Source organism: Microbulbifer agarilyticus (genome assembly GCF_019800665.1).
GTDB classification, from domain to species: Bacteria; Pseudomonadota; Gammaproteobacteria; order Pseudomonadales; family Cellvibrionaceae; genus Microbulbifer; species Microbulbifer agarilyticus_C.
Genome location: NZ_JAHVKO010000007.1, coordinates 15,863 through 42,338 on the forward strand (window position 1 = coordinate 15,863; position 26,476 = coordinate 42,338).

Below are 26,476 nucleotides of genomic sequence, written 5' to 3' on the forward strand. Positions count from 1 at the left end.
CGACGCTCCCCAAGAATCTCCGTATTTTTCACTCCCTCAATAATGAAAAAATTCGATGGTGAGAATAATGAAGAAGAACGGAAGAGCATCGCTGACGGTGCTGACCCTGTCCGCGCTGGCATTTGCCAGCTTGTCACTGGCGGAGGAGGTTAGTGTCCTCACTACCCAAGGCGACGGAGGCAAACTGCTACATGAACAGGTTCTTGACCTCCCGTTTACCCAGCCCGCCGCCACAAACGGGTTTGCGATTGAAATTGACCCTTCGCAAACGTTTCAATCCGTAACTGGCCTCGGCTATGCACTCACGCAAGCCAGTGCAGCGGCCATCCTTTCGCTACCAGAAGCCGAACAGAATGCGTTTCTAAACGAGATGTTCCATCCGCAGGTGGGAAACAACGTCTCCATGGTACGAATCAGCATCGGCGCATCCGATCTCTCTACGTCACTGTACACCTACAGTGACGAAATTCGCAGCCAGGAAAACTTTGTTCCGGATCCGGATAAGACCTACTACATCGACATGCCCGCCCACGATGTGCGCCTGGGTGCCAGTGGCTTTGACGAAGATCCTTACACAGCGCCTGACTCACCGCACGGGCCGGACTTCGAGTGGAAATTTTTCCCTGCGGGCGATGGATTGTTCTTTATTGATCGCGCTGCCGGTGGCAGCGTGCCTCGGTTACGCACCGACGATACCAATATGGCGGACATGCAGGAAACTTCCTCTGACGGCTGGTGGGAAAAATGGGAGCTGACACCCGGCGAAGGGCATGGCGCCTACTTCCTATCACTGCCGCTAAAAGGGTTCGGCAATCACGACCGGCTGCATATTGATGACAATCTCCTGGTTCGCATGGTAGATAACGACCAATCTGCCGGCACCTGGGAATCTTTTACCTTTACTGAGGTAGGCAGCGACCGCAGCTTCTCCCTGCAGGGGCCTGACACGCAGACCTTGCTCCCTGTGCTAAAGAAAATCCTCACCATCAACCCAGAGATCAAAGTCCTCGCCACGCCGTGGACTGCACCATTGTGGATGAAAACCAACAATGACTGGGTCGGCGGAGCGCTCAAATTCGAGCACTACGGCGATTTGGCTAACTATTTTGTGCAATATATTCAGGCCATGGCTGCTGAAGGTATTACGATCTGGGGGATGACGCCGCAAAACGAGCCAGAAAACCCCTGGAATGAACCCAGTATGCTGATGAATGCCGAGCAGCAGTACGACCTGATAGAAAACTATGTCGGCCCGGCCTTGCAGCAAGCCGGTCTTGGCCATGTCAAATTACTCGGCTTTGATCACAATCTGGATCACCCGGAGTTTCCCATCCGCGTAGCCCAGAGCCAGTACATTGATGGTTCCGCGTTCCACCTGTACGCCGGTGCAATAAGTACCATGAGTGATGTTTATCACGCGAGTGGTAAAGACGTTTACTTTACCGAGCAATGGACAGGTAGACCGGAAGACGATACGCCCGCGGGATGGGCTGCGGCGTTTGATGGCGACCTCGCCTGGCACATGGAAACGGTGGTAATGGGTTCCCTCAGGAACCATGCGCGCACAGTACTCGAATGGAACCTCGTAACCTCACCGCCTACCACCCCAACCGGTTGTACTGCGTGCCTGGGCGCGATCACCGTAGAAGAGGGGGGGCAGGGGCTTACGCGTCATGTGTCTTATTACATTATTTCGCAACTCTCCCGCTTTATGCAGCCTGGTGCGCGCCGAGTTGCGTCCACAGACTTCTCTGAAAGCATCGTAAACGTTGCGCTGAAAAATCCAGATGGCACTTTGGTGGCTCTGGTGTACAACAAGTCGAATAGTGATCAGATGGTTTCGGTTGCATGGGAGGACTCGGCGTTCGAGCATACTATCGCTCCGCGTACCGCGGTAACCTTTCGCTGGCAGCCAGATGTGCCGGTGGCGGATGAGGACGGGGACACCGTGCCGGACCAGCTCGACCAGTGCCCGGGCACGCCCGCAGGTGTAGAAGTAGATAGCCTAGGCTGTCCCGTTCCCGGCGATGATGACGAAGATGGCGTGAGTAACGAAGTCGATTTGTGTCCGCAAACACCGCTCGCTGCACCGGTGGATAGTGACGGTTGTTCGCTGTTGGATGATGACAACGACGGGGTGCGCAACCCCTTCGACGTCTGTCCGCAGACCGTCGGCTCTGCAACCAACAGTGGCTGCCCAATTGAAAGTGATTCCGTGCGTATTCAGGCAGAACACTGGCGCGAGGCTGGGGAGGTTCAAGTTGAGCCAACGTCCGATATCGATGGTGGAGACAATGTAGGCTGGATTGACGCCGGCGATTGGATGACTTACAGCATCCACTTGCCCGCCAGCAGTAGCGGTCGCTATGAGGTGAGCTACCGAGTAGCGTCCGCGAGTATCGGCGGAAGTTTAACGCTGGAGCAACCCGGAGGCTCCGTGGAATACGGAACCCTCAATTTCGGCGCTACGGGAGGCTGGCAGAATTGGGCCACTGTATCCCACACAGTTTCCCTACCTGCAAATACCTCAGAACTTGCGATTGCTGCCTTAAGTGGCGGTTGGAATATTAACTGGTTTGAAATTAAACCGGTTACAGATTCCAGTTGCAATAACGATCCAAGTTGTCTGGACGACGACAATGATGGTGTTGTTAATTCAGCAGATCAGTGCCCTGCAACGGCACCCGGTGTCACCGTCGACAGCAAAGGATGTAGCGTGACTACCAACCAGTGTGATGGCATTGCCGCTTATCCCAACTGGCTCCACGCCGACTATGCGGGCGGTCCCAACACCCACCTTCTTGGCGGAGATCAAATGACCTATCAGGGGAATTTGTATCAGGCAAACTGGTACACCAATAGCGAGCCTGGAAGTGATAACTCCTGGACGTTGATTGGTAGCTGCCAGTAATTTAAGTGGGGCCGCATAGCGGCCCTTCGTAATACAGTGCAGAAACCGGCACGTAAGGGCGTGGTGTCTGACCTCGGTGATTATTATCGGTCGAATTGTAGTTGCAGTGGGATGGACTGGATTAATGGAATAGTATCCAGAGAATCGAATCTACGCGGAACTCAGGGTTGCAAAGCAGTTACTTTTAGTAAAATACCGGGATGGTCTGATGGGGCGGCGTCAATACTTTTTCCGCTGCCTTTAACGTCTCGTGCAAAGCCGCAGTCAATACCATCTCCATAAAGAAGCGACAGGTCTGTACCGGAGGCGAGTGCCTGGGTTGTCGCACTATCACAGGCTGTATTGAAATCGCCCACCACCAGTAGCGGGATTCCACGTAAGTGCGGGGAGGTTGCAGCGGCGTTGGTTTCTCGACTATTGGCGTGACGCACCCGTTCGCTTTCGTGATCCCAGTGTACGTCAATCAGGCCGAAACGATCGGCACCACGTCGAACGACAACCAATTCACCTGTGCGTACTGCATTTGGTCCATCAGTCATATCAAAGCGTTCATTGTGCTCGAATTCCAGCCCCCTACAGCGGTTGGCAAAAACTTGATAGCGGCGCACCCAACAGTTGCCTAAAGCACTGGCCAGAGCCTCTGCACGGCGGTAATCGGTGGGCAGGCCTTGAATCTGCCAATCGTCGACACCCTCCTGCACTGCGAGCAGATCTACATTGTGGTCGGTAACGAGCTGCGCATACCTGGTCGCGGCCGCCGGCATAGTGGCATGACCGTAAACATTCAGGGATAGAACCGTGAGGGGCTGGGTATCATTGCGTGATGTCTCAGGGTTTTGGTTATCGGGTTCCTCTTCGGGTAACTCTTCAGGTAGTTCGAATAATGAATTTTCCTCAAAGTATGGGGTGTGCCAGTAGTCGCTTTTTGTATCTATCGAACCTCCCAGTTGGTCTTTAACTACTCGATCTACGATACTCACGCCCACTCGCGCCATGTCAGAAAAGGTATCTTTACCGCTATTGGCAAACCCGCCACGGGTACGATGAATGTCGAATTCATCAGATAGTGGGCCAAACCACTTAGTGAGCTTTTCATGTCCGTAGATAAAACCCAGTAATCCGCCCCAGGTGGCGGCCGGGTTGTCGGAATCCCAACCCATTAACACCGCCAACTTTACGGTTTTTCGGTAGTCTCCTTCACCGTAGAACAGGCTGATTAAGCTTGCGCCGAAATTGATGCCGGCGGCGAAGCAGCCGTTGCAATAGAGGTTACGTGTACTGAGGTCGTATCCAGCTTCGCCGTTGATTTGATACTTTTTATGCAGCCTATCGCGCACTTTTTCCCAGGGTACCTTCTGTTGGTACTGCTCTTGTACAAAGTCGTACATGTCCGCACTGTAGCTTCCTAGCGGGAGCTGTTGGCGCGCGCGTTCGGCGATGGCGAAGAGTTGTGGCTTGACGGGGAGCGTGGAATCAATGCCCGAAGCGAGAGCGTGCATCACAACATAGAATTCGGCCGCCCAGGCGGCGTTTTCACGTGCGGTGGTGCGGATGGGAAGGTGGGCCATGGCGAGGGCAATGTCCGGCCTTCCGGGCGCAAACAGGCCGAATATCTCCGTGGTCAGTTGCGCATCGATCATGTCGAAGTGGGGGTTGTGGTTGGGTTCGCTGGTCTCCGGTGGCAGTAGAGATTGCTCACGCATTAAGTCGTGTGCCCGTTGGTTGGATACCCAGAGAAAGTTTTCCGCTTTTCCATCGGCAGTGGTGAAAGGGGTGTTTTCGTCCGAATAGATATGCGTGAGCCAGCCGTCGCGAATTTGCTCGGGGGTGAGCACTGTAGTCTGGTGTTGATCCAGTAGGTGCTGATATATGTATTCGATATCGGTGTCGTCATCCGCTCCCCACACTTCCCCTGGCCGGCGCAGGACCCAGTCGATGGTTGCGGACAAGTCACTGGGCACACCTTGCCCCCAAATACTGGGCTGATCTGGTTCCCCCCAGTCGTCCCGGGTGTAGAAGACACCGTGCGGGCCCGGGCCACCGATTTTGTCCATTTCAGTGACCAGCCCCGTCCAATTGGCAAGACTTTGTCCCAACCAGAAGCCGCGTAGCTTGTTCTGGTACTGCGTACGGGTGAGCGGAAGAGTGCCGTACGTGGTGACACTTATTGCCGGACTGGCGGCGAAAGACGATGGTCCACTAATACTGCTGACCAAAACTAGAATTCCGGTCGTATAGGCTGTCGCTGCGCGGATTTTTTGGAAAAGTGGGTTTTGTGCCATTGCCAAACTCCATGAGGCTTTAGATCTTTGAATGCCTTTTAATTCCCGGGCGTGGATTCCCGGGAAAAGAGTTTTTTGATTCAATCGGCCTTCGTGTAAACGCGCTCGCCTTCAACCCAGGTTTCGGCAACTTCCACCTGCCAAATATCTTCCGGGGCAATCGCAAATATATTTTTCTCCAGTAGGATAAAGTCCGCGAACTTCCCGGGTTCCAGGTTGCCGATCAGGTTTTCCTGGTGGCTTGCATAGGCTGCATCCAGGGTGAATGCCCGTAACGCCTCAGTGAGTGTCATGGCTTGCTCTGACCGCCAACCGCCTTGCGGCTTATCGGCACGATCTTGCCGGGTAACCGCGGCATGTAGTCCAAACAACGGGTTGGCGGGCTCTACCGGGAAGTCGGACCCACCCGCGATCTTGGTGCCTTGGTCGAGAAAGGTGCGCCATGCGTAGGCGCCTTCGAGGCGTTCTTCTCCCAGTCGGTCACCAGCCATGTTTTTATCGCTGGTGGCGTGGGTGGGCTGCATTGATGCGATCAGGCCAAGTGATGGGAATCGTGGTATATCGCTTTTCAGCATGACTTGCGCATGCTCAACCCTGTGGCGGTACGGTTTCTGGTCGTTGTCTTTGTGCAGGGTGTACAAATGGTTAAGTACGATGTGATTAGCACGATCGCCAATGGCATGTACGTTGACCTGGAAGTCGTGCTCGGTTGCAAGCCGTAGTAGCGAGAGGATTTCATCTTCCGGGTGGAGCAGGAGGCCGCGTTCATCGGGCTTGTCCTGATACGGGGCGAGTAGCGCTGCGCCACGGCTGCCAAGTGCTCCGTCGGCCGAGAGTTTGATACTGCGCACGTAGAGTCGCTGGTCGGGCGCGCCGATGGGGCCGGCTTTGAGGAGTGTTGTTAGGTTTTCATCCTCGATGGCAATCATCGGGTAAATGCGCAGTGGAATGGCGCCCTCGGCGGCGAGTTCACGGTAGGCCTGTAGGGTATTACTGTCCACCCCGGCGTCGTGAATACCGGTCAGGCCCAGTGACAGGGCGCTTTTGAATGCGGCCTTTAACGAGGCTTTATCCTGCTGCAGCCCCGCCTGAGGAATGGCGCGCTCCAGTAGCAGCATGGCGTTGTCTATCAGGATCCCGCTCGGCTCACCCAATCGGTCTTTGATGATCTCACCACCCTCCGGATTTTCCGTTTCTCGGTCGATGCCGGCGAGCCGCAAGGCAGCAGAGTTGGCCCAACCTGCATGGCCATCAACCCGGCGTAGCCAGACGGGATTGGGGATGTCGAGCTTGTCGAGTGCTGTTTTTGTGGGGAATTGCTTGCCCGACCAGAGTACCTGGTTCCAGCCGCGTCCCAAAACCCATTCATTCGCAGCTTTATCTTTGGCGAATGTTTTTGTGGCGCCGAGGGTTTGTTCCAAAGAAAGGTCCCTTACATCTAATTCCTGCCTTAGGCGTCCTAGTGCGAGGACGTGACCATGTGCGTCTATCAGCCCAGGTAATAGCGTCCTGCCTCCAGCATCCCGTACGTTTGCTTCGGGGAATTTCTCCCTCAAATCTGCCAGCTTGCCGGTTGCCAAGACCTTGCCATCGTCAAAGACCAGCGCCTCAAATGACTCATGGCCATCAGATGTCGTGTGATAGCCAGCAATATTGTGGATAAGCGTAGCGGCCTGGATGTTGCTACAAGCCAGAGTAAGAATGGCTATGAGGAGCGTGCGGGTGAAGTGCATCGGGAGTCCACCTATATGATTATTATGAATTTTCTACCTTTATACGTCTTTTTGCACCCTTGTGGAATGCCATTGTAGTGCGATGACATCTAACACATGCTTCTGAGGATCGGGGTGGTTGACTGTAGCCAAGCAGCGTTTTGGGCGAAGAGCGAATGCCTGAAATTTCTTCTTCTCTTTTGCCACTGGAGAGTTTTTTCCCTCAAAATTTTATCTATGTATTAATCCGCTTCATCGTTTTTGCTTATTTCTTTTCTTTGTGTCGTGTATAGAGACAAAAAATATTTTTTCGTACTGATTCCCTTTCCATATGGTTCTCGCGTGCCAGTTGTCGTCCCAAGTTCGTTTAATACTGGTATTGGTACGACTTTTGGTTTCTTCGTCTCTAGATTTTGCCGTCCCAACAATAACTCTTAGATGGTGAGAATAATGATTCAAAAAAGTAGACGTAGGTCCATTCTCGGTCGGGCCGGAAAAAAAGTCGCCGCAGTGTGTTCGGCGTTCGGCCTTATGGTCGCAGCAGGTAGTGCGGCGGCAGTAGAGCCATTGCGTGTGGAAGGCAATAAGGTACTGGTGGGTGGTCAGGTAAAGAGCCTCGAAGGTATTTCTCTGTTTTGGAGTAATAACAACTGGGGCGGAGAGAAGTACTACACCGCCGCTGAAGTAGCCCGCATCAAAAATGAATTTGGTGCAAATATCGTTCGTGCGGCTATCGGTCACGGTGAGCCCGGTGGCGTGCAGGATGATTGGGCTTCGAATATGCAGCGCCTGGATACAGTCGTACAGGCGGCAATCGATAACGATATGTATGTGATCATTGATTATCATAGCCATATTGCCCACCAGAACTGGGAGGCCGCAGATGATTTCTTCAAAGAGGTCGCGCAGAAGTGGGGCCAGTACGACAATGTGATCTACGAGATCTACAACGAGCCGATGTTCTGGAACGGGCACGATGGCCCCTACACGGATTGGCATGCAGACCTGAAGCCCTATGCAGAGCATGTGGGCCAGACCATTCGCAACATCGACCCGGATAACCTGATTATTATGGGTACCCCGAAGTGGTCACAAGACGTAGACGTTGCGTCCACTAACCCGGCCAATGTATCCAACCTGGCTTACACCATTCACTTCTATGCGAATTCCCATGGTGGCTGGCTGCGCGACAAGGCGCAGACCGCCATGAATAATGGCATTGCTCTGTTCGCTACCGAGTGGGGCATGGTGAACGCTAACGGTGCCGGTCCAGTAAATTACGATGAAACCTGGGCGTGGATCGATTTTATGCGCAATAACGGCATCAGCCATGCAGGCTGGGCCTACAATGACAAAGATTTCAACCATTTGGGGGAGGTGGAAACCAGCTCCTACTTCTGGTCTGACGGTACTCTTAAAGAGTCCGGTAATTTCATCAAGGAAATTCTTGGTGGCCGTGAGCCAACCGAAACCATCATTGATGGTCCTTGTGATGCGGGTGGCAACGGTACCCAGATTGAAGCAGAGAGCTTCTGTCAGGCAAAAGGTGTTGAGTTCGAAACCACCATTGATTTTGGTGGCGGCGAAAATGCCGGTTGGATTGACGATGGCGATTGGCTGACCTTTGACGTGAATTTGCCGCAGGCAGGCACCGCAACCGTGACCTACCGCGTTGCTTCCGGCGTGGACGGTGGCCGCATTAAGCTGGAGCAGGGTGGTGGTGAGAACACCTACGGTGTTGTCGATGTACCAAATACCGGTGACTGGCAGGGCTGGATGGATATTTCCCATCAGGTACAGCTTCCGGCTGGTCAGCAGATCCTTGGTGTTGCCGCTGAAGTTGGCGGCTGGAACCTGAACTGGTTGCGAGTTGATGTCGAACCGTGCACTACAGACTGCAATCCTGGTGGAGAAGTTGTGCGTGTTGAAGCGGAAAACTGGCGTGATGCAGGCGACGTCCAAGTAGAGGCAACTACCGACGTCGGTGGTGGCCAAAATGTGGGCTGGATCGATGCCGGTGACTGGATGACTTACAACGTTACCCTGCCTGCAAGCAGCACCGGTAACTACGAGGTGAGCTATCGCGTGGCATCCGAAAGCGGCGGCAGCCTGAAGCTGGAGCAGCCGGGTGGTTCTGTGGAGTACGGCAGCGTAAGCTTTGGAGGCACCGGAGGTTGGCAGAGCTGGACCACCGTTTCTCACACCGTTAGTCTGCCTGCTGGCACCACCGAACTCGCTATCGCTGCGGTCACTGGTGGTTGGAATATCAACTGGATTGAGATCAAGGCGGTCGGAGACTCCGGGTGCAACAATGATCCCAGCTGTCTGGATGACGACAACGACGGTGTAGTGAATTCTGCGGACCAGTGTCCGGCCACTCAACCCGGTGTGACGGTCGACAGCAGTGGCTGTGCTGTCACCACGGGTCAGTGTAGCGGTGTGACTGAGTACCCGAACTGGCTGCATGCGGACTATGACGGTGGTCCTAATACCCATTTGCTGGGCGGCGACCAAATGACCTATCAAGGCAATCTGTATCAGGCCAACTGGTACACCAATAGCGTGCCGGGTAGCGACAATACCTGGACTCTGATTGGTAGCTGTCAGTAATGACTGCAAGGGGCCGCATTACGGCCCCTTTTTGTTTCCCCTCCCAAACTTTCCCTGTTGTCTCCAATTCTTACCACCTTGTCGAAAACCCCAAAACCATTGTTTGGGGCGTGTTACAACCTCTTATGTGTGGATCAATCGGCTTATGGGCACCTTTGTGCCCGTCGCATTAATAACATTTTGGGGTACTTAAATGGCAGCTATCGGACCAGATATAGGGCAGGCTAGCATTAGTCGTGTCGATGAAGGTGCATCAAACCAGCAGTTTGCGTTGATTGCTTTGACGTCACTATTTTTTATGTGGGGTTTCATTACTTGTCTGAATGACATTCTGATTCCGCACTTGAAAGGGGTCTTTGACCTTAGCTATACCCAAGCGATGCTGGTTCAGTTTTGTTTCTTTGGGGCTTATTTCCTTGTGTCTTTACCCGCAGGTAAGCTGGTAGAGCGAGTCGGCTATCAAAATGGCATCGTCATTGGGTTGGGGATCGCGGTTATTGGTTGTGCCCTGTTTATCCCAGCTGCGCGCATTCAGGTGTACAGTCTGTTTTTGTTCGCGTTGTTTGTATTGGCGGCGGGTATTACCGTATTGCAGGTATCCGCTAACCCGTATGTTACGGCTCTTGGTGCAGAAGAAACTGCTGCAAGCCGACTAACGCTCACCCAGGCTTTCAACTCACTCGGTACCACTGTGGCACCGTTCTTCGGCACCGCGTTAATCCTTTCGGTTGCCGGTGTTGCAGCTTCGGATATTTCAGGTGTCGAGGGCGCATCGGCAGTAGAGCTACCCTATATGATCTTGGCTGCGAGCCTGGCCGTGTTGGCGTTTACCTTTCGCTTTTTGAAACTCCCTAAAATTGAGAGCCATATGGGCGCAGATCAGGCCGCCGAGAAGGTTGGTCGCTGGGAGGCGTTAAAGCATCGCCATCTTGCGCTGGGTGTTGTGGCGATCTTTTTGTATGTGGGTGCCGAAGTGTCTATTGGCAGCTTCCTGGTTAACTTCCTGTCCGAGAGTAATATTGCCGGTATCACCGAACATGAGGCCGGCTTCTACGTATCTCTCTTCTGGGGTGGTGCGATGGTTGGGCGCTTTATCGGGGCCGCGGTGATGCAATATGTCTCCGCGGGTAAAGTACTTGCTGTATGTTCTGTCGGGGCGGTGATTCTGTTGCTGCTGACGATTTTCGGTTCGGGTCAGCTGGCAATGTGGAGCGTACTCTCTATTGGCCTGTGTAACTCGGTAATGTTCCCGGCTATCTTCAGCCTTGCGTTGGCGCGTTTGGGGCCGTTGACCAGTCAGGGTTCCGGCTTCCTGTGCCTGGCGATTGTCGGTGGCGCGCTGGTACCGCTCGCACAGGGTGCACTGGCCGACAGCATTGGCATCCAGATGGCGTTTGCGCTACCCATCGCCTGTTATGTCTATATCATGTACTACGGATTAAAAGGACACTTTGTTCGCGAAGCATGATTTGTGAGCTTAGATGAAGCTAAAAAATGCCCGGATAATCCCGGGCATTTTTTTTAGCTCAAACAGCGGTTTTCGTTTGGTTCTGCTCCAAGTATTCCTTTATCGACTGTCGATAATTACGGCTGACCTTGATCTTTTCAGAGCTAGCCAGAGTGAGTAAGTACTCTCCCTTGGTTAGCACCTGAATTTCCTGGATGTAGTTCAGATTTACGAGAGTCGAGCGATGTACGCGCTTGAATGTATTGGGGCACAACTGTTGTTGTAACTCTTTAAGTGTACTGCGCATGATGTGCGTCTCGCCATTTGTGTGGACGCACATATAGTCTCCGGCGGCGTCGATCCACTGGATATCAGACTGATTCGCCAGAATGATTCGGCCTCCGTCCTTGATCGCAAGCTTCCCTGGTGTATCGACAGGGCTATTCACTGCCTGCGTCTGTGACGAAGTTGAGGTAAGCGAGGAAAGTAATCGGCCCTTTTCGTCGGCTTGGCTGTGATCTTGTTGCTGCCCTTGTTGGCGCAGCCGTGCTCGAGCACGGTCAACAGCCAGCGCCAGCCGCTCGGGCTCCATGGGCTTAAGCACGTAGTCCACTGCGTTTACATCGAAAGCTTCAACAGCATAGTGATCGTAGGCGGTGGCGAAGATTACCTGTGGAATGATGTCACCTTGTAGCCGGCCGATTACATCAAATCCATTCATGCCGGGCATCTGTATATCCAGAAACAGCAAGTCGGGTAGATGTGTCGCGACCGCATTAAGCGCTTCACGCCCATTGCGGCAGGTCGTAATCACCTCTATATCTGGGATGTCTTCCAGGAGCGATTGGAGTAACTGCAGTGCCAGGGGTTCGTCATCGACTAACACCGTTTTCAATGGGACCATGAGACCACCTCCGGTTGTGTTTCCTCGGCGGTCTCGTTAGGTAGGTTAAGCGTAACGATGAGTCCACCTGAGGGCTTCTGGGACTGGGTAAAATAGAAATCATTGCCATAGAGGGTTGTCAGACGATCCTGAACGTTCGATAGGCCCACGCCGGTGGACTCAATATCACACTCTTCATCTGAGACATCTCCGCTACTTGTGCCCGTGTCGCACACTTCGATGTGTAAGCGGTTTTGGTCGACTTTTGCACGTATTGCAATGGTTCCGCCAGACACACTCTGTGCTATGGCGTACTTGATGGCATTCTCCGCGATGGGCTGTAGAAGCATACTGGGCACCAGGCTTTCCGATGCATTCATTTCGATGTCCACCTCTACGCGGAGCCGGTCGGCGAACCGAGTACGTTCGATATCCAGGTACAACTGGACCGCTTTAATTTCTTGGCTAAGGGAAACTTTCTTCAGCGGCGCTTCAGTCAGAGAAAGGCGCAGAAACTGGCTTAAGCGAAGCACCATATCTTGCGCCTGCTTCTCATGTTTGATACGAATCAGCGCGTTGATGGAGTTGAGGGTGTTGAACAAAAAGTGAGGGTTTAACTGGTAACGCAGCATCTTCAACTGCGCTTCCTTGGCAATAGACTCCGCATGTACGCGCTTTAGCTGCTCTTGTTCGTGAATCGCGGCGACCTTTAGTACAAGTTTGTGCTCTTCCTGCAGTAGGAGAAAATATTTTACCCCACAATACAGCGCACTCCAGAACAAAAACGTAAATAAGGAAGCGTAATACCAGCCACCAAATTCTGGCCAGAGCGAGCTTCCACCCAAAAAGTACTGGTTGGTTTCCATGCGTACCACAGTCCATATTCCCGCAATAACCGCGATCGCGAGCAGGTAGAAAAAGGTGCGCAGTGCTATTGGTGTATACCAAGCGACATCAAATATAGGCTTTAAGAACAGAGAAAGCAGCACGCCTATACCGCATTGAAACAGGGTGTTGAGGGGCTCGGCCGCAGCGCCGCTATCGGCGGAGCTCCATGCGCTCACAGATAAAAAGGTAATGACAAGGATGCCAGACCAGCTCACAAGCTGAAGCTTGATAAACCAGTGTTGGGACTGAATTGCCGAAGGCTCAGCCTGTTTCTGCGGAGGGGCGAGAGAGCTCATGTTATTGTCAATTATTGCACCATCGGTAGGCACCGTCCGCACAGCGTCGGCACCTAGAAAAGAATACACATTTATAGAGGGGCGGGCTATTCTCTAGGCGAGCGAACCGTCCGCTTTGCCTTGCTTTTGGGCCGCCTTACCTGAAATCGAATATATAGGAAGCCTCCGGGGTCCACTTGGTCTTGATTTCAGTCCGCTCAGTCGTGGGAATGCTTGACGGAAACCTATTTAATATCAGTTTGTGGTAGCTTCATTGTTAACCGATATCGTGCCTCGCAGGGTGAGTATTTTGGTGAAGTGGATGTAAGTCAGGAAAGGATACTGTGTTTGGCCTGTTTGCCAGAATGGCGGAAAGTACATGAATGAATTAGTGCCTGAGCGTGCCCGAGTTTCCAGTGGCGCCGCGCCTGATGTAGGCACATACACCGTCGGTAAGCGTGCGGGACTGTTTGTGCTGACAGTCCTGTTTTTTGTGTGGGGCTTTATTACCAGTCTGAATGATATCTTGGTTCCACATCTGAAAAGCGCGTTCGATCTGAGTTATACCAAGGCGATCCTTGTTCAATTCAGTTTCTTTGCGGCCTATTTTCTTGTGTCCCTGCCTGCAGGAATGTTGATTCGTCGGGTCGGATATCAATTGGGCATCGTGCTCGGCTTACTTATTGCCTGTGCGGGGTGTTTGCTGTTCATTCCCGCCGCACGCATGCATGTATACATGATGTTTCTTCTGGGATTGTTTGTGCTAGCGAGCGGCATCGCAATTTTGCAGGTTTCAGCGAATCCCTATGTGATTGCGCTTGGCCGTCCAGAAAGTGCCCCGAGCAGGCTGAATTTAACCCAGGCTTTTAACTCTCTTGGAACATCCCTTGCGCCTATTTTTGGTGCGCTTGTTATTTTCTCAGCAGGCGCAGGTGTTGTAAGTTTTCCCGCAGTGCAACCTGAAATCAGTTACTCTGCCAGTGAAGCGGCCTCTGTCGAAATTCCCTATTTCTGGCTTGCTGTCGTGTTGCTCGTGCTCGTGGCGTTCTTTTCCTGGGTTAGCCTCCCATCGATAAAGGAGGAAGAAGATACTCAGAAAGAGCCAAAAGCCCGGGCGCTCGGTATCTTCGAGTTTTTCCGGTTTCCGCGATTGGCGTTGGGCGCCGTGGCCATTTTCTTTTATGTGGGCGCCGAAGTTGCCATTGGTAGTTTTTTGGTCAGCTATGTCAGCGAGAAATCGGTTGGCAACATGGGGGTCGGCGAGGCTGCGCGTTATGTGTCGCTCTACTGGGCCGGTGCGATGATTGGGCGCTTTATCGGAGCGGGAGTATTGAAGTTTGTGCGCCCCGGAGCCTTGCTCGCCATCTGTGGTTTTTCCGCAGTGGTGTTGATTTCGCTCTCGATTACATCAGAGGGCCAGCTGGCTGTTTGGACTATTGTGGCGGTCGGCCTGTGTAACTCGATCATGTTTCCCACTATTTTCAGTCTTGCTCTCGGCGGCTTGCGTCAATTTACCAGTCAGGGATCTGGGGTGTTATGTATGGCTATTGTAGGCGGTGCAATAGTGCCTCTTTTTCAGGGGATTACTGCGGATAGCGCAGGTATCCGGCTTTCATTTGTTGTGCCCCTGATTTGCTATTGCTACATCGTCTACTACGGTGCATTTTCCCCGTTTTTACGTAACCGGAAGTAGTACTCTCCTTTTTCCCAGTGTATTGCGTAATTACAATGAACCCCTAGTTGCAATAAGGCGGCGCATTGAATTCCTCTTGTTTATACGCTTGTCCGAATCGTCTCATCCAAAGACCTCCTTGTCGTGAACGCCTTCCAGACAAAGTTTCACATGCTACATTAAGCGCTGAACCTCGCGCATGGTGGTTCATCTGTAAAGCATCTCTCTTGGTCATGACGACCGTTGTGCTTTCGATGTTTTTTCTCGTCGAAATTGTGGCCGGTTGCATCTGCTCCGGCTTTTTTTATGTCTGGGTTACTTGTCACTTTCTCGACGGTGATTAAGAAAGCATATCGACGGGAGAGACGCGCAAAATAATGGAGAAAGAATATGAAGTGGATATCTTGCCTGGGGGCACTGTCGATACTGCTGTTGAGCGGAGCCAGTTTTGCTGCACAGGACGTTGATGAACGGGTTGAGGCGCTCCTGGAGCGAATGTCGTTGGCTGAAAAAATTGGGCAAATGACCCAGGCCGAGCGATCTCATGCGAGTCCGGAGGATGTAAAAACCTATTTTATTGGGTCCATTCTCAACGGTGGTGGCTCTGTACCCGGTGAAAACAAGAGAAGCGACTGGGTCGGCATGATTAGCGACTACCAGGGCGCCGCGCAGTCAACCCGACTTGGTATTCCCATTTTATATGGCACTGACGCAGTTCATGGCCACAGCAATGTAAAGAATGCGACGATTTTTCCTCATAACGTTGGTCTGGGTGCGACGCGTAATCCAGAACTGGCGTATTCCATCGGTCTTGCTACCGCAAAAGAAGTCGCTGCCACGGGAATCCACTGGACCTTCGCTCCGACCCTGTGTGTCGCCCGCGATGATCGTTGGGGGCGCGCCTATGAGTGCTTTGGTGAGGATCCGGCCCTAGTCGCAGAGTTTGCGGAGCCCTTCGTAAAAGGTTTGCAGGGGGACACATTGAATGGCAATACCATTGGCGAAAACCGCGTAATTGCGACGGCGAAGCACTGGGTAGCTGATGGCGGCACCACCTATGGAACCGGTGATGAGGGTTATGCGATCGACCGTGGCGACACGCAGCTGACGGATGAAGAATTGGAGCGACTGCATATTTCTCCCTACCTGCCAGCTTTGTCGTCGGATGTAGGCTCGGTAATGGTTTCCTACAGTAGTGTGAATGGGAAAAAGATGCATGAACACAAGGGATTGGTGAACGATCTCCTCAAAGACGAGCTGGGATTTGTTGGCTTTACAATTTCCGATTGGTCTGCATTGGGCGAAATTCCAGCAGAAACAAATCGTGAGCGTGTGGTCCGCTCCATTAACGCCGGCCTTGATATGATCATGGAGCCAGAGAAATGGCAGGAATTCATTACCGACCTGACTGCGGCAGTCAAGGCTGGTGAAGTACCGATGGAGCGCATTGACGAGGCAGTGAGACGTATTCTTCTGGTTAAGGCGCGTTCAGGGCTGCTCGAAAATCCGGTATCACCTTTGGCGCTCAGTGCACAGGGCGATAGTGTCCTCGGTAATGATGAGCACCGTGCGCTCGCGCGTCAGGCGGTACGCGAGTCGATGGTGTTACTGAAGAATGAAAAGTCGCTGTTACCAATTGATAAAAAGTCCAAAATATTTGTTGCCGGCGTACATGCCAACGATATTGGATTCCAGTCAGGTGGGTGGACGCTTGAATGGCAGGGTAAATCAGGAATTGAAACGCAGGGCACGACGATTCTTGAAGGTATCCAGGCAGCGGCATCCACGGTTACCTACGGTGAAGACGGCAAAGGCGTCGAAGGCCATGATGTGGCGATTGTCGTGGTCGGCGAAGACCCATACGCGGAAGGTTGGGGGGACTATCGTCCAGCGCCATGTGAAAAATGTAAGCCAATGAGTCTATCGGCCGAACAGCGTCAGTTGCTGGATCGTGTGACCGATAGTGGCGTACCGACGGTAGTTGTGATTATTTCCGGTCGTCCATTAATGGTTTCCGACCAGATATCCGATTGGCAATCTGTTGTTGCCGCATGGCTCCCTGGTACCGAGGGCGCTGGTGTGGCCGATGTATTGTTTGGCGAATATGCGCCAACAGGAAAGTTGCCCGTGACCTGGCCTCGCAATCTGGCTCAGATCCCTATCAACCTCGGTGATGAGGATTATGATCCGCTGTTTCCTTATGGATTCGGTCTGAGTTATTAATGATGTGAAATAAAAAGCGGGGCTTGAACCCCGCTTTTTATTGTATGCTACCGGTGATTATTTAACCTTGCAGTAGCGGTCGAGATACTCTCCGTGGGGCGGCATGGCACCTACAACATATTGAATCCCGTCGCGAACCTCTTGCAGTCTATCCTTGACAAATGACGTGTCCATTTTGCTCGTTAATGGGTGACAAGACTCCGTGCGAATTCCTTGTCCATGCATCACAGCAAGCCAGCTGGGTACACTGAACAGTTCGTCATCTTCACGAAATATATTGCCCGTTTGCTGGTAGCTTGTCAGCTTGCGAGCAAGGTGAGGAGGTGCCTCCATTGCGGCGAGTGCGCGCCAGAAGGGCTCTGGTCGGCGGTTGGCTCGGTAGTGCAAGATAAGAAAATCACGGATTCGCTGATATTCCAGGCTAGTACGCTCATTAAAAATACGGCGTTTATCTTCTTCAAAGTTTTGGCTGGGATAGAGCGCTATTAGTTTTTGAATCGCACTTTGAATTAGGTGAATACTGGTGCTCTCGAGAGGCTCCAGGAATCCGGCAGAAAGCCCAATCGCGATACAGTTTTTTTCCCAGAAGGACTCTAGATGTCCGGTGGTAAATTTTAGCTGGCGCGGATTTCCCTCTGCGGCGCCATCCAGATTTTCGAGCAATGTAGCGGTCGCCTCATCATCACTGATGTAATCGCTACAGTAGACATAACCGTTGCCATTTCGGTGCTGCAGTGGGATTCGCCATTGCCAGCCTGCTGAGCGGGCAGTGGAGCGCGTGAACGGCTCCGGTGCACCGCTACGTTCGCAGGCGACTGCTACTGCTCGGTTGCATGGAAGCCAGTTGCTCCAGTCGACAAATTTTGTCCCAAGGGCTTGTCGCATTAACAGGGAGCGAAAACCTGAGCAGTCGATGAATAGATCGCCGTGAATTCGCTCACCCGACGTCAGCCGGACACTTTCGATGTAGCCTGATTCTGGGCTTTCCTGACTGTCCTCTATCACTCCTTCAATACGCTCGACGTCAAGGTCTTCTGAGAATTTACGCAAGAACTGTGCATAGAGACCTGCGTCGAACTGAAACGCATATGCCAGGGCATCAAACGGCGCGTCGGGCATGGGCTGCATTCTGGTGAACTTGCCGGCGAATGCAGATTGGGCAGCCAATGAGTACTCTTCAAGATCGGGCGAGTTGCCCTGGTTGTAGCGCTGTAGCCACCAGTGTTGGAAATCTATGCTGTCGATACCTCGGCCATAAGTACCGAACGGATGGAAGTACCGCTCACCTTCAGCACCCCAGCCCACAAAATCGATCCCTAGCTTGAAGGTACCCTTGGTCTCGGCCATAAACTGGTTTTCGTCTATACCCAGCATTTTGTTGAAGGTGATGAGGCTTGGGATACTTGCTTCGCCCACTCCTACGGTTCCAATAGACTCAGACTCGATCAATTGAATCTTGCTGTCGGTCCCTTGGGTAACTTTTGCGAGGGCGGCGGCGGTCATCCAGCCGGCAGTACCACCACCGACAATAACGACGCGTTTTACGGGGGAAGGGTTAGTCACAAGCGCGCTCCTCTTTTAATGGTATTCGGCAGCGTTGCAAGGTAGTCAGTATACGCAGGGGCTCTTTGCGCGGCCTGTTGATAGTGCGGCCGCAAGGCGTTGAGCCAGTTTGCATAATCTTTATCGTTTCCGGGCTCGGGAATACTGCCTTTGCGTGGCCAGACACCCGCCAAAGTGGGCAGTATTTGCCAGAGAGATTTGTCCACAACTTCGTGATCAGTTTGCGGAGTTTGACCGCAGGCGCGTAGTAGTGCCAAACGGTGCCTATTCGTGCGGGTAAGGAAACCTGTCTGTCCTGCGAGCCACTTGCATAGATTCTGCAGGTCGTTCACTTCATCGCGATAAAGAGCAGATTCAATGTTGAACTGTTTCTGTTGGGGTTGCCAGCCTTGGGTCTCGTTAAGAAGTGGTAGGAGCTGTTGGAGCTGGAACTGGGTCACGGCTAACGGATTCGTACTGTAACCGGGATCCGCCCAGGCTGGGCCCATGGCAAGTATATTTTGTACCCATGCATTCTGAAATTGTGGCAGTAGCTCTGCCTGGATCTGGTACTCGAACCGCTGACCACGTACTTTGAGTTGCCAGGATGTCCGTTCAAGATGTAATTGTGCAAAGGTTTTACGACCGGCTTCTTTCGCTCCAGGGATCTGTGATGCATTGATCTGGCGATACATGGGAATACCGGGGCAGGGCTGGTAGTGCTGATCCCCATGCCGATGGTCGTCGGCCAACTGGTGCATCAATTGGCCGTCGCAGTCGACTATCAGGTCGCATTTTAGAATACGACCGTCTTCCAGTTGCAGAGAGTTGGTGCGTGTGTTGTCAGCTTCCTGAAAGAGCTGAACATTTTGTTCGATGACGTTGAGCCGGCGGACGCTGGCTATTCGGGATAGGAATTCGCAATACTCTTTACTGGTGCACTGCAGGCCAGCTTGGGTAGTTTGATAGACATCTGCGCTGTTGTGGTCTGCGAGCAGGTAACGATCTTTCTGCGCCATGAGGCAGGCAATATTGAACTGGCTAGCCTCCACCTTCATTCCGAGCCTCTGTGATCGTTGCCACCACAGGAAAAAAGCTTGCCTGTGGTGTTCGAATCCGTAGCCGCCACTTGCCAGCCACAATGGCTCATGCATATGGGAGCTTCCCGGTGGTGTTACCGCACATGCCAGTAATATGTCTGCCATATCCGCAGCGATGAACTCGACGGGGTCAATCCCGATGTTGCCGTGCGCCAGAGCCGCATCCTCGGTGAGAAGAAGGGGGGTATTGCTTGAATTGGGAGGCGCTACCAGGGTGACTTTACATGCCTGCGTGGGTAGTTGCTGTGTCAGGAATAGGAGTGTGTACCAGGCGCTCGGATTGTTGCCCACTACGGCTATGTTCAGCGGATTACTCTTCATTTACCCACACTCCGGTAGAGACTCATGGAAGTGGAAGGTACTCGCGTAGGGCGAGGGCCACATTGTCGGTCGACAACATCGCTGTGTAGGGGCATATCCGATGTGGCGCGGCGTACCAGTTCCGTGTAGTTTTTCAGTAGTGCTGCGAGTTCATCACTCTTGATTGCGTCTGCTCGGGGGGAGTACTGCCTCGGCGTGATACGTTGCCCCTGGTAAACCGCCAGCCAACTCGGTTCCAAAAAGAGCCCATTCTTATAGTCCGCTATATGGCCGCTTTCCCGATACAGCGCCATTTTGTTCTGTAGGGATTCAGGCAGCTCCATCTCCCGGCAATAACGCCAGAAGGGGCTGTCATCGCGCTCTGTGGCGCAATAATGGAGAATAAGAAAATCCCGAATACGTTCGTATTCCAGGGCCATCTGCCGGTTGAATTCGTTGCGTTGCGGACGTTGGCTGGCAACGTGATTAGCGGGCAGCAGGCCAATAAATTTGGTGATGGCGATTTGAATCAGGTAGATACTGGTACTTTCCAGTGGTTCGAGGAAGCCGCTAGAAAGCCCAACAGCGAGGCAGTTTTTTCGCCAGGACTCCTGCCTGCGCCCGGCCTGGAACCTCAGCTGGCGCGGCTCGTTCGTCGTAGCACCCGGGAGGCCCTGCATTAATAGGTTTTGCGCCTCGTCATCTTGCATATAGCGCTGTGCATAGACGATGCCGTTGCCCATTCGGTGCTGCAACGGAATTTGCCAGCGCCAGCCTGCGGTATGGGCCTCGGCGCGGGTATAAGGTCTCAGCTCGCCTGCGGGGGCTTCAGAAGGCACGGCGATAGCGCTGTCACAGGGGAGCCAGTGGCTCCAGTCGATAAACGGCGAATCCAGTTGCTCGCCGATTAGTAGAGAGCGGAAACCGCTACAGTCGACAAAGAAGTCTCCTGCAAGGCTCTGACCATTTTCCAGGTGTAACGCTGCAATATCGCCATCTGCATGATGCTCCACGCGATCGACCTTACCTTCTATTCGCTTGACTCCGAGCTCACAGGCAAACTTTCGTAAGTAACGTGCATACAGGCCAGCATCAATATGAAATGCATAGGAATAAGTGGCGAGGATGGACCTCAGGTCTTCGCTGGGGAATTCAAAGCGATTCTTAAGTGCAGCGATTACGGGCAGTGAGTAGTTCTCCAGCGCTTCTGCGTTGTTGTCAGCGCGAGCTTTTAACCACAAGTGATGGAATGGAATACCGTTAAGGTCCCGGCCGTATTCGCCGAAGGGGTGAATGTAGGAATCACCCTGTCTTGCCCAGTTGGCGAACTCAATACCTAATTTGTAAGTGGCCTGGGTTTCACGCACGAATACGTTTTCGTCGATACCCAGTAATTCATTAAAGGAGCGCAGGTGAGGGAGCGTTGCTTCGCCTACTCCGACAGTGCCGATTTGATCTGACTCTACGAGGGTGACTTCGATACCCCTGGGGAGTACGAAACGCGCCATGGCCGCTGCGGCCATCCAGCCGGCAGTGCCACCACCGAGTATTATTATTTTTTTCATTCGGTTCTTTTGATAACAGCTTAAACTTTCTCTGAAAAAACCGGAGGAGGGTATTTCCTCCTCCGGGGATCAGAGTGATTAGAAGTTTATACGCACAACAGCGGCGATTCTCCGGTCATTAATAAACCAGGAACGGTCCAACTTCTGGCCTTCTTCGTTCACCTGCATGCTTGTTTTGGTGATCTGGTCGAGAATGTTAGTCGCTTCCAGTCCAACTTTCATGTTGTCGTTCACGTTGTAGAAGATAGAGCCGTCCAGCTGCCCGCCCTCTCCGTTGTAAATCGGCAACTTGGTGATTACATCGCGGGTTGTCAGCAGGTACTCCGAACGCCAGTTCCAGGCCAGTCGAGCGGAAATATCTTCGTATTCGTACAGGCCTACCAGGTTGTACGTGTGCTCGGACATGCCCGCCAGTGGCAGGCTGTCAAATGCAACCTCGACGTTACCACCTTCTTGCGAGTCGAGGTTTTGGTTAGGAATACTCTTATTGTCTACGTAAGTGTAGTTGGCCTGAAGGCCCAGACCGCTCCACGCACCGGGCAGAGTATCGAAGAATTGCTGGTAAGCGAGTTCCAAGCCGGTGACTTTGCCATCGCCGAAGTTAACCGGTCCCTCTACCTGAACAGTGCGGGTAACCCCGTTGTTAGTGATTTCCCGAGGGAAGGTTCCGCTGGTAAAGAAGTCGGAAATATCCTTGTGGAACAGGGTTCCGGAAACGGCGCCCACATCACTGAAGTACCATTCCAATGCAAGATCGAAGTTATTGGCCTGCATGGGCTTGAGTCGTGAGTTGCCGGTGCCCGCACGGTAGTCGGTTACTACTCCGGTGTCCTCTACTTCGTCGCCATCGGTATCAACCCCTTCAATAATGGCATATACGCCGAGGTAGCTGCGCAGCATCCCCATATCCGGGAACGCAATGGCTTGCGAGGCACCGAAGCGAACCAGTAAATCTTCCTGAAGCTCGTACTTCAGGTTAAAGCTAGGGAGGAAATGTTGATCACTTACGTTATCGACAAAAGATGTGGTTTCTCCATTAAAGAACGCAAGATCATCGGCGGGCAGTGGCAGGCGATCATCAAGGTAGGCAAACGAGGACCCACCCGTTGTTTCATAGCTCAGGTCGACGTAGCGCAAACCAAAGTTACCGGTCAAGGTGTCGTCAGCATTGGCGAATTCGGCCATTACATAGCCCGCGAAACGGTCTTCGGTAATGGGGTTTATTTCGTCGGGCACAAACGGACCGTTGGTTACACCATCGCGATCGGCAATGGAGGTAAAGAAGTCCGGAGAAATTTCGCCGAGCTGCTCGCGGTAGCGGGAGAAGCTTTGTACCAGATCTGGGCTTGGTACGAGCAAGGTTCCACCAGTGATACCCGTGGTTTTGCCTCGGAAGAAATCGTTAAAGTTGGCGGTGCCGTATTCTGGAGCCGGGTATGTCGCGGTACCAGGGAGACCATCCCAGGGGTCAACATCGTGCACGCCGTTGAAGAATTTTTGACCGCCTGCCCAGTCTGCGGAAACCACACCCCACTGATAGGTAGACCAGCGGGTAGTCTGTTCTCGCTGGGAAGCGCGCAGGCCACTTTTCACACTACGAAACCAGCCTTTATCCAACTGATATTCAACGTCCAGAGTGTAGGCCGCTTCCTTACCATCGTTGTCTTCAATATGGTCCATTTCCGCCAGATAGAAGTAATTCGCCGGGTCGGTGAAATACTCTTCGCTCGTTTGCGACGATGAGGACGGGGCAAGGAAGGCTACATCAGGTGTACCGCCACCAAAGTTCGCATAGACATCTGCTGCAGTGTGGCCGAACACCGAGAGGTCGACGACTTTGGTGCTGGCATCGACATACTGCGCATCGAGAGTCACTTGCAGACGGTCGGTCGGGTTCAGCTCAAGATTCAACGAGAAGTCTTCCACCAGAGTGTTTGAGTGGGACTGGCGGGTATAGCTGTTATAACCGGTGGCACCTTCCAGAGTACCACTTATAAAGCGAAGGTCGTTGTATGTGCTGTCTGCGGATGGTTCGCCAACGGTATTGTCGGATTGGAAAGCATGCTCCAGCCAGGATTGGTCTGCATCCGAGCGTACGTACTCCGCGGTAAACAGCTTGGTGCCATCATTGTCGGCCCACTGAAATACCATGCTGCCACCGGTCCGCTCGCGGTCCTGATCCACCAGGCGTGCGCCGACATTGATCGGTACCCAGCGCTCACCTACGCCTGAGATGTTTTTCAGTTCAGGTACGCCCTGCTGGATGGAGTTATTGCTGACCTCTAGATTGGAATTGGCGGCGCTGATTAGAAAACCGAATTCACCTGCTTCGGTTGACCAGGTGTTGCTATACAGGCCGGAAAAATCCGGCGTCGCGGCTTCGCGCATATCGGTGTAGTTCACCGCAGTGTTGAACGCGATTGTTTGCCCGTCACTATCGAAGGGTTTGCGGGTTTCCAGGTTGATGGTGCCGGCAATACCGCCTTCGATCATGTCGGCGGTCTGGTTTTTGTACACAATCACCGCGCCCATCAGCTCTGGCGGTACATCCTGGAAATTCAGGCCACTGCCGTTGTTTGCGGAAAAGCTATCGCGACCGTTGAATTCACTGCGGCTTTGCACCATGCCGCGCAGGGTCGCGCCACTACCCTCGATGGAGAAGTGATCCGGGTCCTCTGCAGCGGCAAAGCGCTCGATGGATACGCCCGGAACTCGCTGTAGGGCTTCCAGAACGCTTTTGTCGGGGAGTGCGTTGATATCAGAGGCTGAAATCGCATCGGCAACTGTTGATGCATCACGCTTCATGTCTTGTGCGTTCATCAGGGAGCCGCGTACCCCCTGTACGACGACTTCTTCCAGTGCCTCATGGCTGGGTATTTCTTCTTCAGCAAATGCAGCATTACTGGCGGCTGCGACGCAGATTGCGAGCAAACTGCGTTTGAAAACGGTGTTGGATGTGGTTGTATCCGGATTGGACCCTGTCATACTCATCACTTGCCTCATTTTTGTCGATATTTATTAGGCGCGCGCGTTTGCTTTCTGTTAATGGTAAATCGTGAGCGCAAAACGACCAATCAGTACCCGTATTTTTGAGGCGGCGCACAATCTAATTGGCACATTATTTCTAACACGCCGTGAGAACCGGCTTTTCCGGTTGCGATAAGAAGGGTCGATTTAGCGTTGGTGCGGCCGTTAAACGGGTGTATCAGGTCGTAAAACAAAGATAATGTTTTTTGTGACCGGGATCTTGGGCGGAGTAAGCGATGAAATTAGTTCTGTTTAACGCACATGACATTGTGCTTTTTTTGACAGTCTATCTATGTCTATTATTTGCCCTGATTGCCACGATCGGCCGCCGCAGCTACGGTTGGGGAAATGTGTGGTTGGGAGCATTCCTGCTCTCTCAAGCCTTGGTTGCCTTGCATGTACTGGCCCTATGGGGAGAGGCGTTCCACGTTTGGGTGGTAGCACATACCCCTTGGGTATTCGCGGTTTCCGAGGCGTCCCTCTGGATCGAAGGTCCGCTTTTACTGCTTTATACGAGGAGTGTGCTTTTTAGTCAGTCCAGTTTCCGGCGTAAAGATTTGGTCCTGCTATTCCCACTGTGCTTGTATGCAGTCTTTTATATTGGCGCGCTTCTTTATTATGGCGCGAGCCAGGGCTCCCCGGTACTTCAGTTTTTGCGCTCGGATTCTGTTCAATTCTATGAGCACTGCCGAAATCTGACCCGGGCTGGATTTGGTGTTTGGGCTTTTTGGACGATCAAAAGCTATGAGCCAAGGATGTCCAATGTCTATTCCAATGTGGATCACCTGAGCTACCGGTGGTTAAAAGTTCTGGTGATCGGGTTTATAGCGCTGAGGCTGTGGAATATTCTGTACCTCAGCATATATACGAGTTTCAATTTTGTGCTGGGAGAAGGTGCTATCCAGAAAAGCGATCTGGATGGTGTTGGGATTGCGTCCAATTATGGCCAGTTACTGCTGATATCGGGATTACTGTACTACGGATTTGGCGTTGCCAACGGTGTACAAAAAGTCACCCAGGAAGTATTGGATGAGGTTGCTGAGCATCCGGTAAGTGACGGGGATAAGGACGAGCGAACACCTTATACACGGGAGCAAGTTCAGCGCGTCACTCGGCATATGAAGTCTGCACGACCGTACCTGAATAGCAATCTCAAACTTGAGGATCTGGCGAGTCAGGTATCGCTCTCGCCCAAGCTGCTGTCTAACCTGATAAACCGAGAATTCGAGTGCAATTTCTTTGAGTTTATCAATCGCTACAGGATTACCGAGGTTAAGCAGTTTCTATCCGATCCCTCGTTACAAGATCGGTCCGTAATGGATCTTGCGATGCGTGCAGGTTACAACAGTAAAACGACCTTTAACCGGCTGTTCAAAATAGATACAGGGATGACGCCAACGCAATATCGAAAAGAGGAGCCCTCGCCCCAAGTTGCGTCCTGACCCATTTTTCAATACGAATTTTAAATGTAAGGACTCACTGCCGCGCTGGGTGATTTTTGCGCGGCAGTCCCTAGAAAGAGGTCCCAACTTCCGATTTACCTAGTCTTGGTACGCACTTTCTCCGCTTTCTCATTAGATTGTCCCGACTATTCGAAGAAAAATAACCGTCGAGGCGATAAGGATGATGAAAGGTATTCGCGGGCGTTGGCTCGAAACTCAGTCGCGCCCGGTTCGAGTTGCGGTGGATGTCGCTGCTGTACTGTGTACCATGGCGGTCTTATTAGGTGCGGTAACTGCGGAAGCGGCAACAAGTGCGCCACTCTTTGAGCCCGCGGTGCCGGGTATAAGTCACCCCTAGTTTGGCGAAATTCTGATCGCCAGGATTCGGGTGTATGTGACCTGCCAGTATGCGTGAGTCATTCATTGAGGGCTGTTGCGAGCAAATCTCTCGGTGCATGTGTCTGTGGCCGAGCTTATGTGCCCAATCTCCTTTATCGCAATATTGTCCCGCCTTAGCGTAATCTTCTCCCTCCCAGCTATTCGTCAATCGGCGCACCCATTACAGTCCTGTTCAATATTGGTGTCGCGCAACTTGGA

General features: G+C 52.7%; 14 protein-coding genes. 6 read left to right on the forward strand and 8 right to left on the reverse strand.

Annotation, left to right across the window (positions count from 1 at the left end; genetic code table 11):
- The first annotated feature begins 67 nt into the window (after window positions 1-67).
- Window positions 68-2,911, forward strand: coding sequence for a carbohydrate-binding protein (locus KUV22_RS15650; RefSeq protein WP_222232669.1), 2,844 nt, complete (start codon window positions 68-70; stop codon window positions 2,909-2,911).
- Between the two features lie 161 nt (window positions 2,912-3,072).
- On the opposite strand, the gene KUV22_RS15655 is transcribed toward KUV22_RS15650, so the two are convergent.
- Window positions 3,073-5,277, reverse strand: a complete 2,205-nt coding sequence (locus KUV22_RS15655) for an ADP-ribosylglycohydrolase family protein (protein WP_222232671.1) — start codon at window positions 5,275-5,277, stop codon at window positions 3,073-3,075.
- Complete coding sequence (locus KUV22_RS15660) at window positions 5,274-6,926, reverse strand: amidohydrolase (RefSeq protein WP_222232673.1); 1,653 nt, start codon at window positions 6,924-6,926, stop codon at window positions 5,274-5,276. The genes KUV22_RS15655 and KUV22_RS15660 overlap by 4 nt, the downstream gene beginning before the upstream one ends.
- Window positions 6,927-7,436: 510 nt before the next feature.
- On the opposite strand from KUV22_RS15660, the gene KUV22_RS15665 reads away from it, so the two are divergent.
- Both KUV22_RS15665 and KUV22_RS15670 read left to right on the forward strand, forming a co-directional pair.
- The gene (locus KUV22_RS15665) at window positions 7,437-9,515 is read left to right on the forward strand and encodes a cellulase family glycosylhydrolase (protein WP_224917172.1); all 2,079 of its coding nucleotides are present in this window, start codon (window positions 7,437-7,439) and stop codon (window positions 9,513-9,515) included.
- Between the two features lie 193 nt (window positions 9,516-9,708).
- Window positions 9,709-10,983 carry a sugar MFS transporter gene (locus tag KUV22_RS15670; protein WP_222232675.1) on the forward strand — a complete coding sequence of 425 codons (1,275 nt, stop codon included), beginning with the start codon at window positions 9,709-9,711 and terminating at the stop codon, window positions 10,981-10,983.
- A 58-nt stretch (window positions 10,984-11,041) separates the two neighbouring features.
- On the opposite strand, the gene KUV22_RS15675 is transcribed toward KUV22_RS15670, so the two are convergent.
- Together KUV22_RS15675 and KUV22_RS15680 are read right to left on the reverse strand one after the other, a co-directional pair.
- The gene (locus KUV22_RS15675) at window positions 11,042-11,866 is read right to left on the reverse strand and encodes a LytR/AlgR family response regulator transcription factor (protein WP_222232677.1); all 825 of its coding nucleotides are present in this window, start codon (window positions 11,864-11,866) and stop codon (window positions 11,042-11,044) included.
- Window positions 11,854-13,029, reverse strand: coding sequence for a sensor histidine kinase (locus KUV22_RS15680; protein ID WP_222232679.1), 1,176 nt, complete (start codon window positions 13,027-13,029; stop codon window positions 11,854-11,856). Before KUV22_RS15680 ends, KUV22_RS15675 begins: the two co-directional genes overlap by 13 nt.
- Window positions 13,030-13,387: 358 nt before the next feature.
- On the opposite strand from KUV22_RS15680, the gene KUV22_RS15685 reads away from it, so the two are divergent.
- A complete protein-coding gene (locus KUV22_RS15685) occupies window positions 13,388-14,701 on the forward strand; it encodes a sugar MFS transporter (RefSeq protein WP_222232681.1) in 1,314 nt (437 codons plus the stop codon).
- Window positions 14,702-15,070: 369 nt separating this feature from the next.
- Window positions 15,071-16,903: a glycoside hydrolase family 3 protein gene (locus tag KUV22_RS15690; protein WP_222232683.1), complete on the forward strand. Its 1,833-nt coding sequence runs from the start codon at window positions 15,071-15,073 to the stop codon at window positions 16,901-16,903.
- A 57-nt stretch (window positions 16,904-16,960) separates the two neighbouring features.
- On the opposite strand, the gene KUV22_RS15695 is transcribed toward KUV22_RS15690, so the two are convergent.
- The 4 genes from KUV22_RS15695 to KUV22_RS15710 all read right to left on the reverse strand — a co-directional run bounded on the left by KUV22_RS15695 (window position 16,961) and on the right by KUV22_RS15710 (window position 24,395).
- The gene (locus KUV22_RS15695) at window positions 16,961-18,466 is read right to left on the reverse strand and encodes a tryptophan halogenase family protein (RefSeq protein WP_222232685.1); all 1,506 of its coding nucleotides are present in this window, start codon (window positions 18,464-18,466) and stop codon (window positions 16,961-16,963) included.
- Entirely contained in the window at window positions 18,463-19,866 is a 1,404-nt protein-coding gene (locus KUV22_RS15700) for a tryptophan 7-halogenase (protein ID WP_222232687.1), read from the reverse strand. The genes KUV22_RS15695 and KUV22_RS15700 overlap by 4 nt, the downstream gene beginning before the upstream one ends.
- The gene (locus tag KUV22_RS15705) at window positions 19,863-21,410 is read right to left on the reverse strand and encodes a tryptophan halogenase family protein (RefSeq protein WP_222232689.1); all 1,548 of its coding nucleotides are present in this window, start codon (window positions 21,408-21,410) and stop codon (window positions 19,863-19,865) included. The genes KUV22_RS15700 and KUV22_RS15705 overlap by 4 nt, the downstream gene beginning before the upstream one ends.
- 78 nt (window positions 21,411-21,488) lie before the next feature.
- Window positions 21,489-24,395, reverse strand: coding sequence for a TonB-dependent receptor (locus KUV22_RS15710; RefSeq protein WP_222232691.1), 2,907 nt, complete (start codon window positions 24,393-24,395; stop codon window positions 21,489-21,491).
- A gap of 278 nt (window positions 24,396-24,673) precedes the next feature.
- Here KUV22_RS15710 and KUV22_RS15715 point away from each other — a divergent pair, with 278 nt between their 5' ends.
- The gene (locus tag KUV22_RS15715) at window positions 24,674-25,879 is read left to right on the forward strand and encodes a helix-turn-helix domain-containing protein (RefSeq protein ID WP_222232693.1); all 1,206 of its coding nucleotides are present in this window, start codon (window positions 24,674-24,676) and stop codon (window positions 25,877-25,879) included.
- The last annotated feature ends 597 nt before the right edge of the window (window positions 25,880-26,476 follow it).

What these genes read in the sequence shown, in the direction of transcription:
- KUV22_RS15650 (WP_222232669.1), top strand. Translation starts at nt 68, where the DNA reads ATGAAGAAGAACGGAAGAGCATCGCTGACGGTGCTGACCCTGTCCGCG.
- KUV22_RS15660 (WP_222232673.1), bottom strand. Translation starts at nt 6,926, where the DNA reads ATGCACTTCACCCGCACGCTCCTCATAGCCATTCTTACTCTGGCTTGT.
- KUV22_RS15665 (WP_224917172.1), top strand. Translation starts at nt 7,437, where the DNA reads ATGGTCGCAGCAGGTAGTGCGGCGGCAGTAGAGCCATTGCGTGTGGAA.
- KUV22_RS15670 (WP_222232675.1), top strand. Translation starts at nt 9,709, where the DNA reads ATGGCAGCTATCGGACCAGATATAGGGCAGGCTAGCATTAGTCGTGTC.
- KUV22_RS15675 (WP_222232677.1), bottom strand. Translation starts at nt 11,866, where the DNA reads ATGGTCCCATTGAAAACGGTGTTAGTCGATGACGAACCCCTGGCACTG.
- KUV22_RS15680 (WP_222232679.1), bottom strand. Translation starts at nt 13,029, where the DNA reads ATGAGCTCTCTCGCCCCTCCGCAGAAACAGGCTGAGCCTTCGGCAATT.
- KUV22_RS15685 (WP_222232681.1), top strand. Translation starts at nt 13,388, where the DNA reads ATGAATGAATTAGTGCCTGAGCGTGCCCGAGTTTCCAGTGGCGCCGCG.
- KUV22_RS15690 (WP_222232683.1), top strand. Translation starts at nt 15,071, where the DNA reads ATGAAGTGGATATCTTGCCTGGGGGCACTGTCGATACTGCTGTTGAGC.
- KUV22_RS15700 (WP_222232687.1), bottom strand. Translation starts at nt 19,866, where the DNA reads ATGAAGAGTAATCCGCTGAACATAGCCGTAGTGGGCAACAATCCGAGC.
- KUV22_RS15705 (WP_222232689.1), bottom strand. Translation starts at nt 21,410, where the DNA reads ATGAAAAAAATAATAATACTCGGTGGTGGCACTGCCGGCTGGATGGCC.
- KUV22_RS15710 (WP_222232691.1), bottom strand. Translation starts at nt 24,395, where the DNA reads ATGACAGGGTCCAATCCGGATACAACCACATCCAACACCGTTTTCAAA.
- KUV22_RS15715 (WP_222232693.1), top strand. Translation starts at nt 24,674, where the DNA reads ATGAAATTAGTTCTGTTTAACGCACATGACATTGTGCTTTTTTTGACA.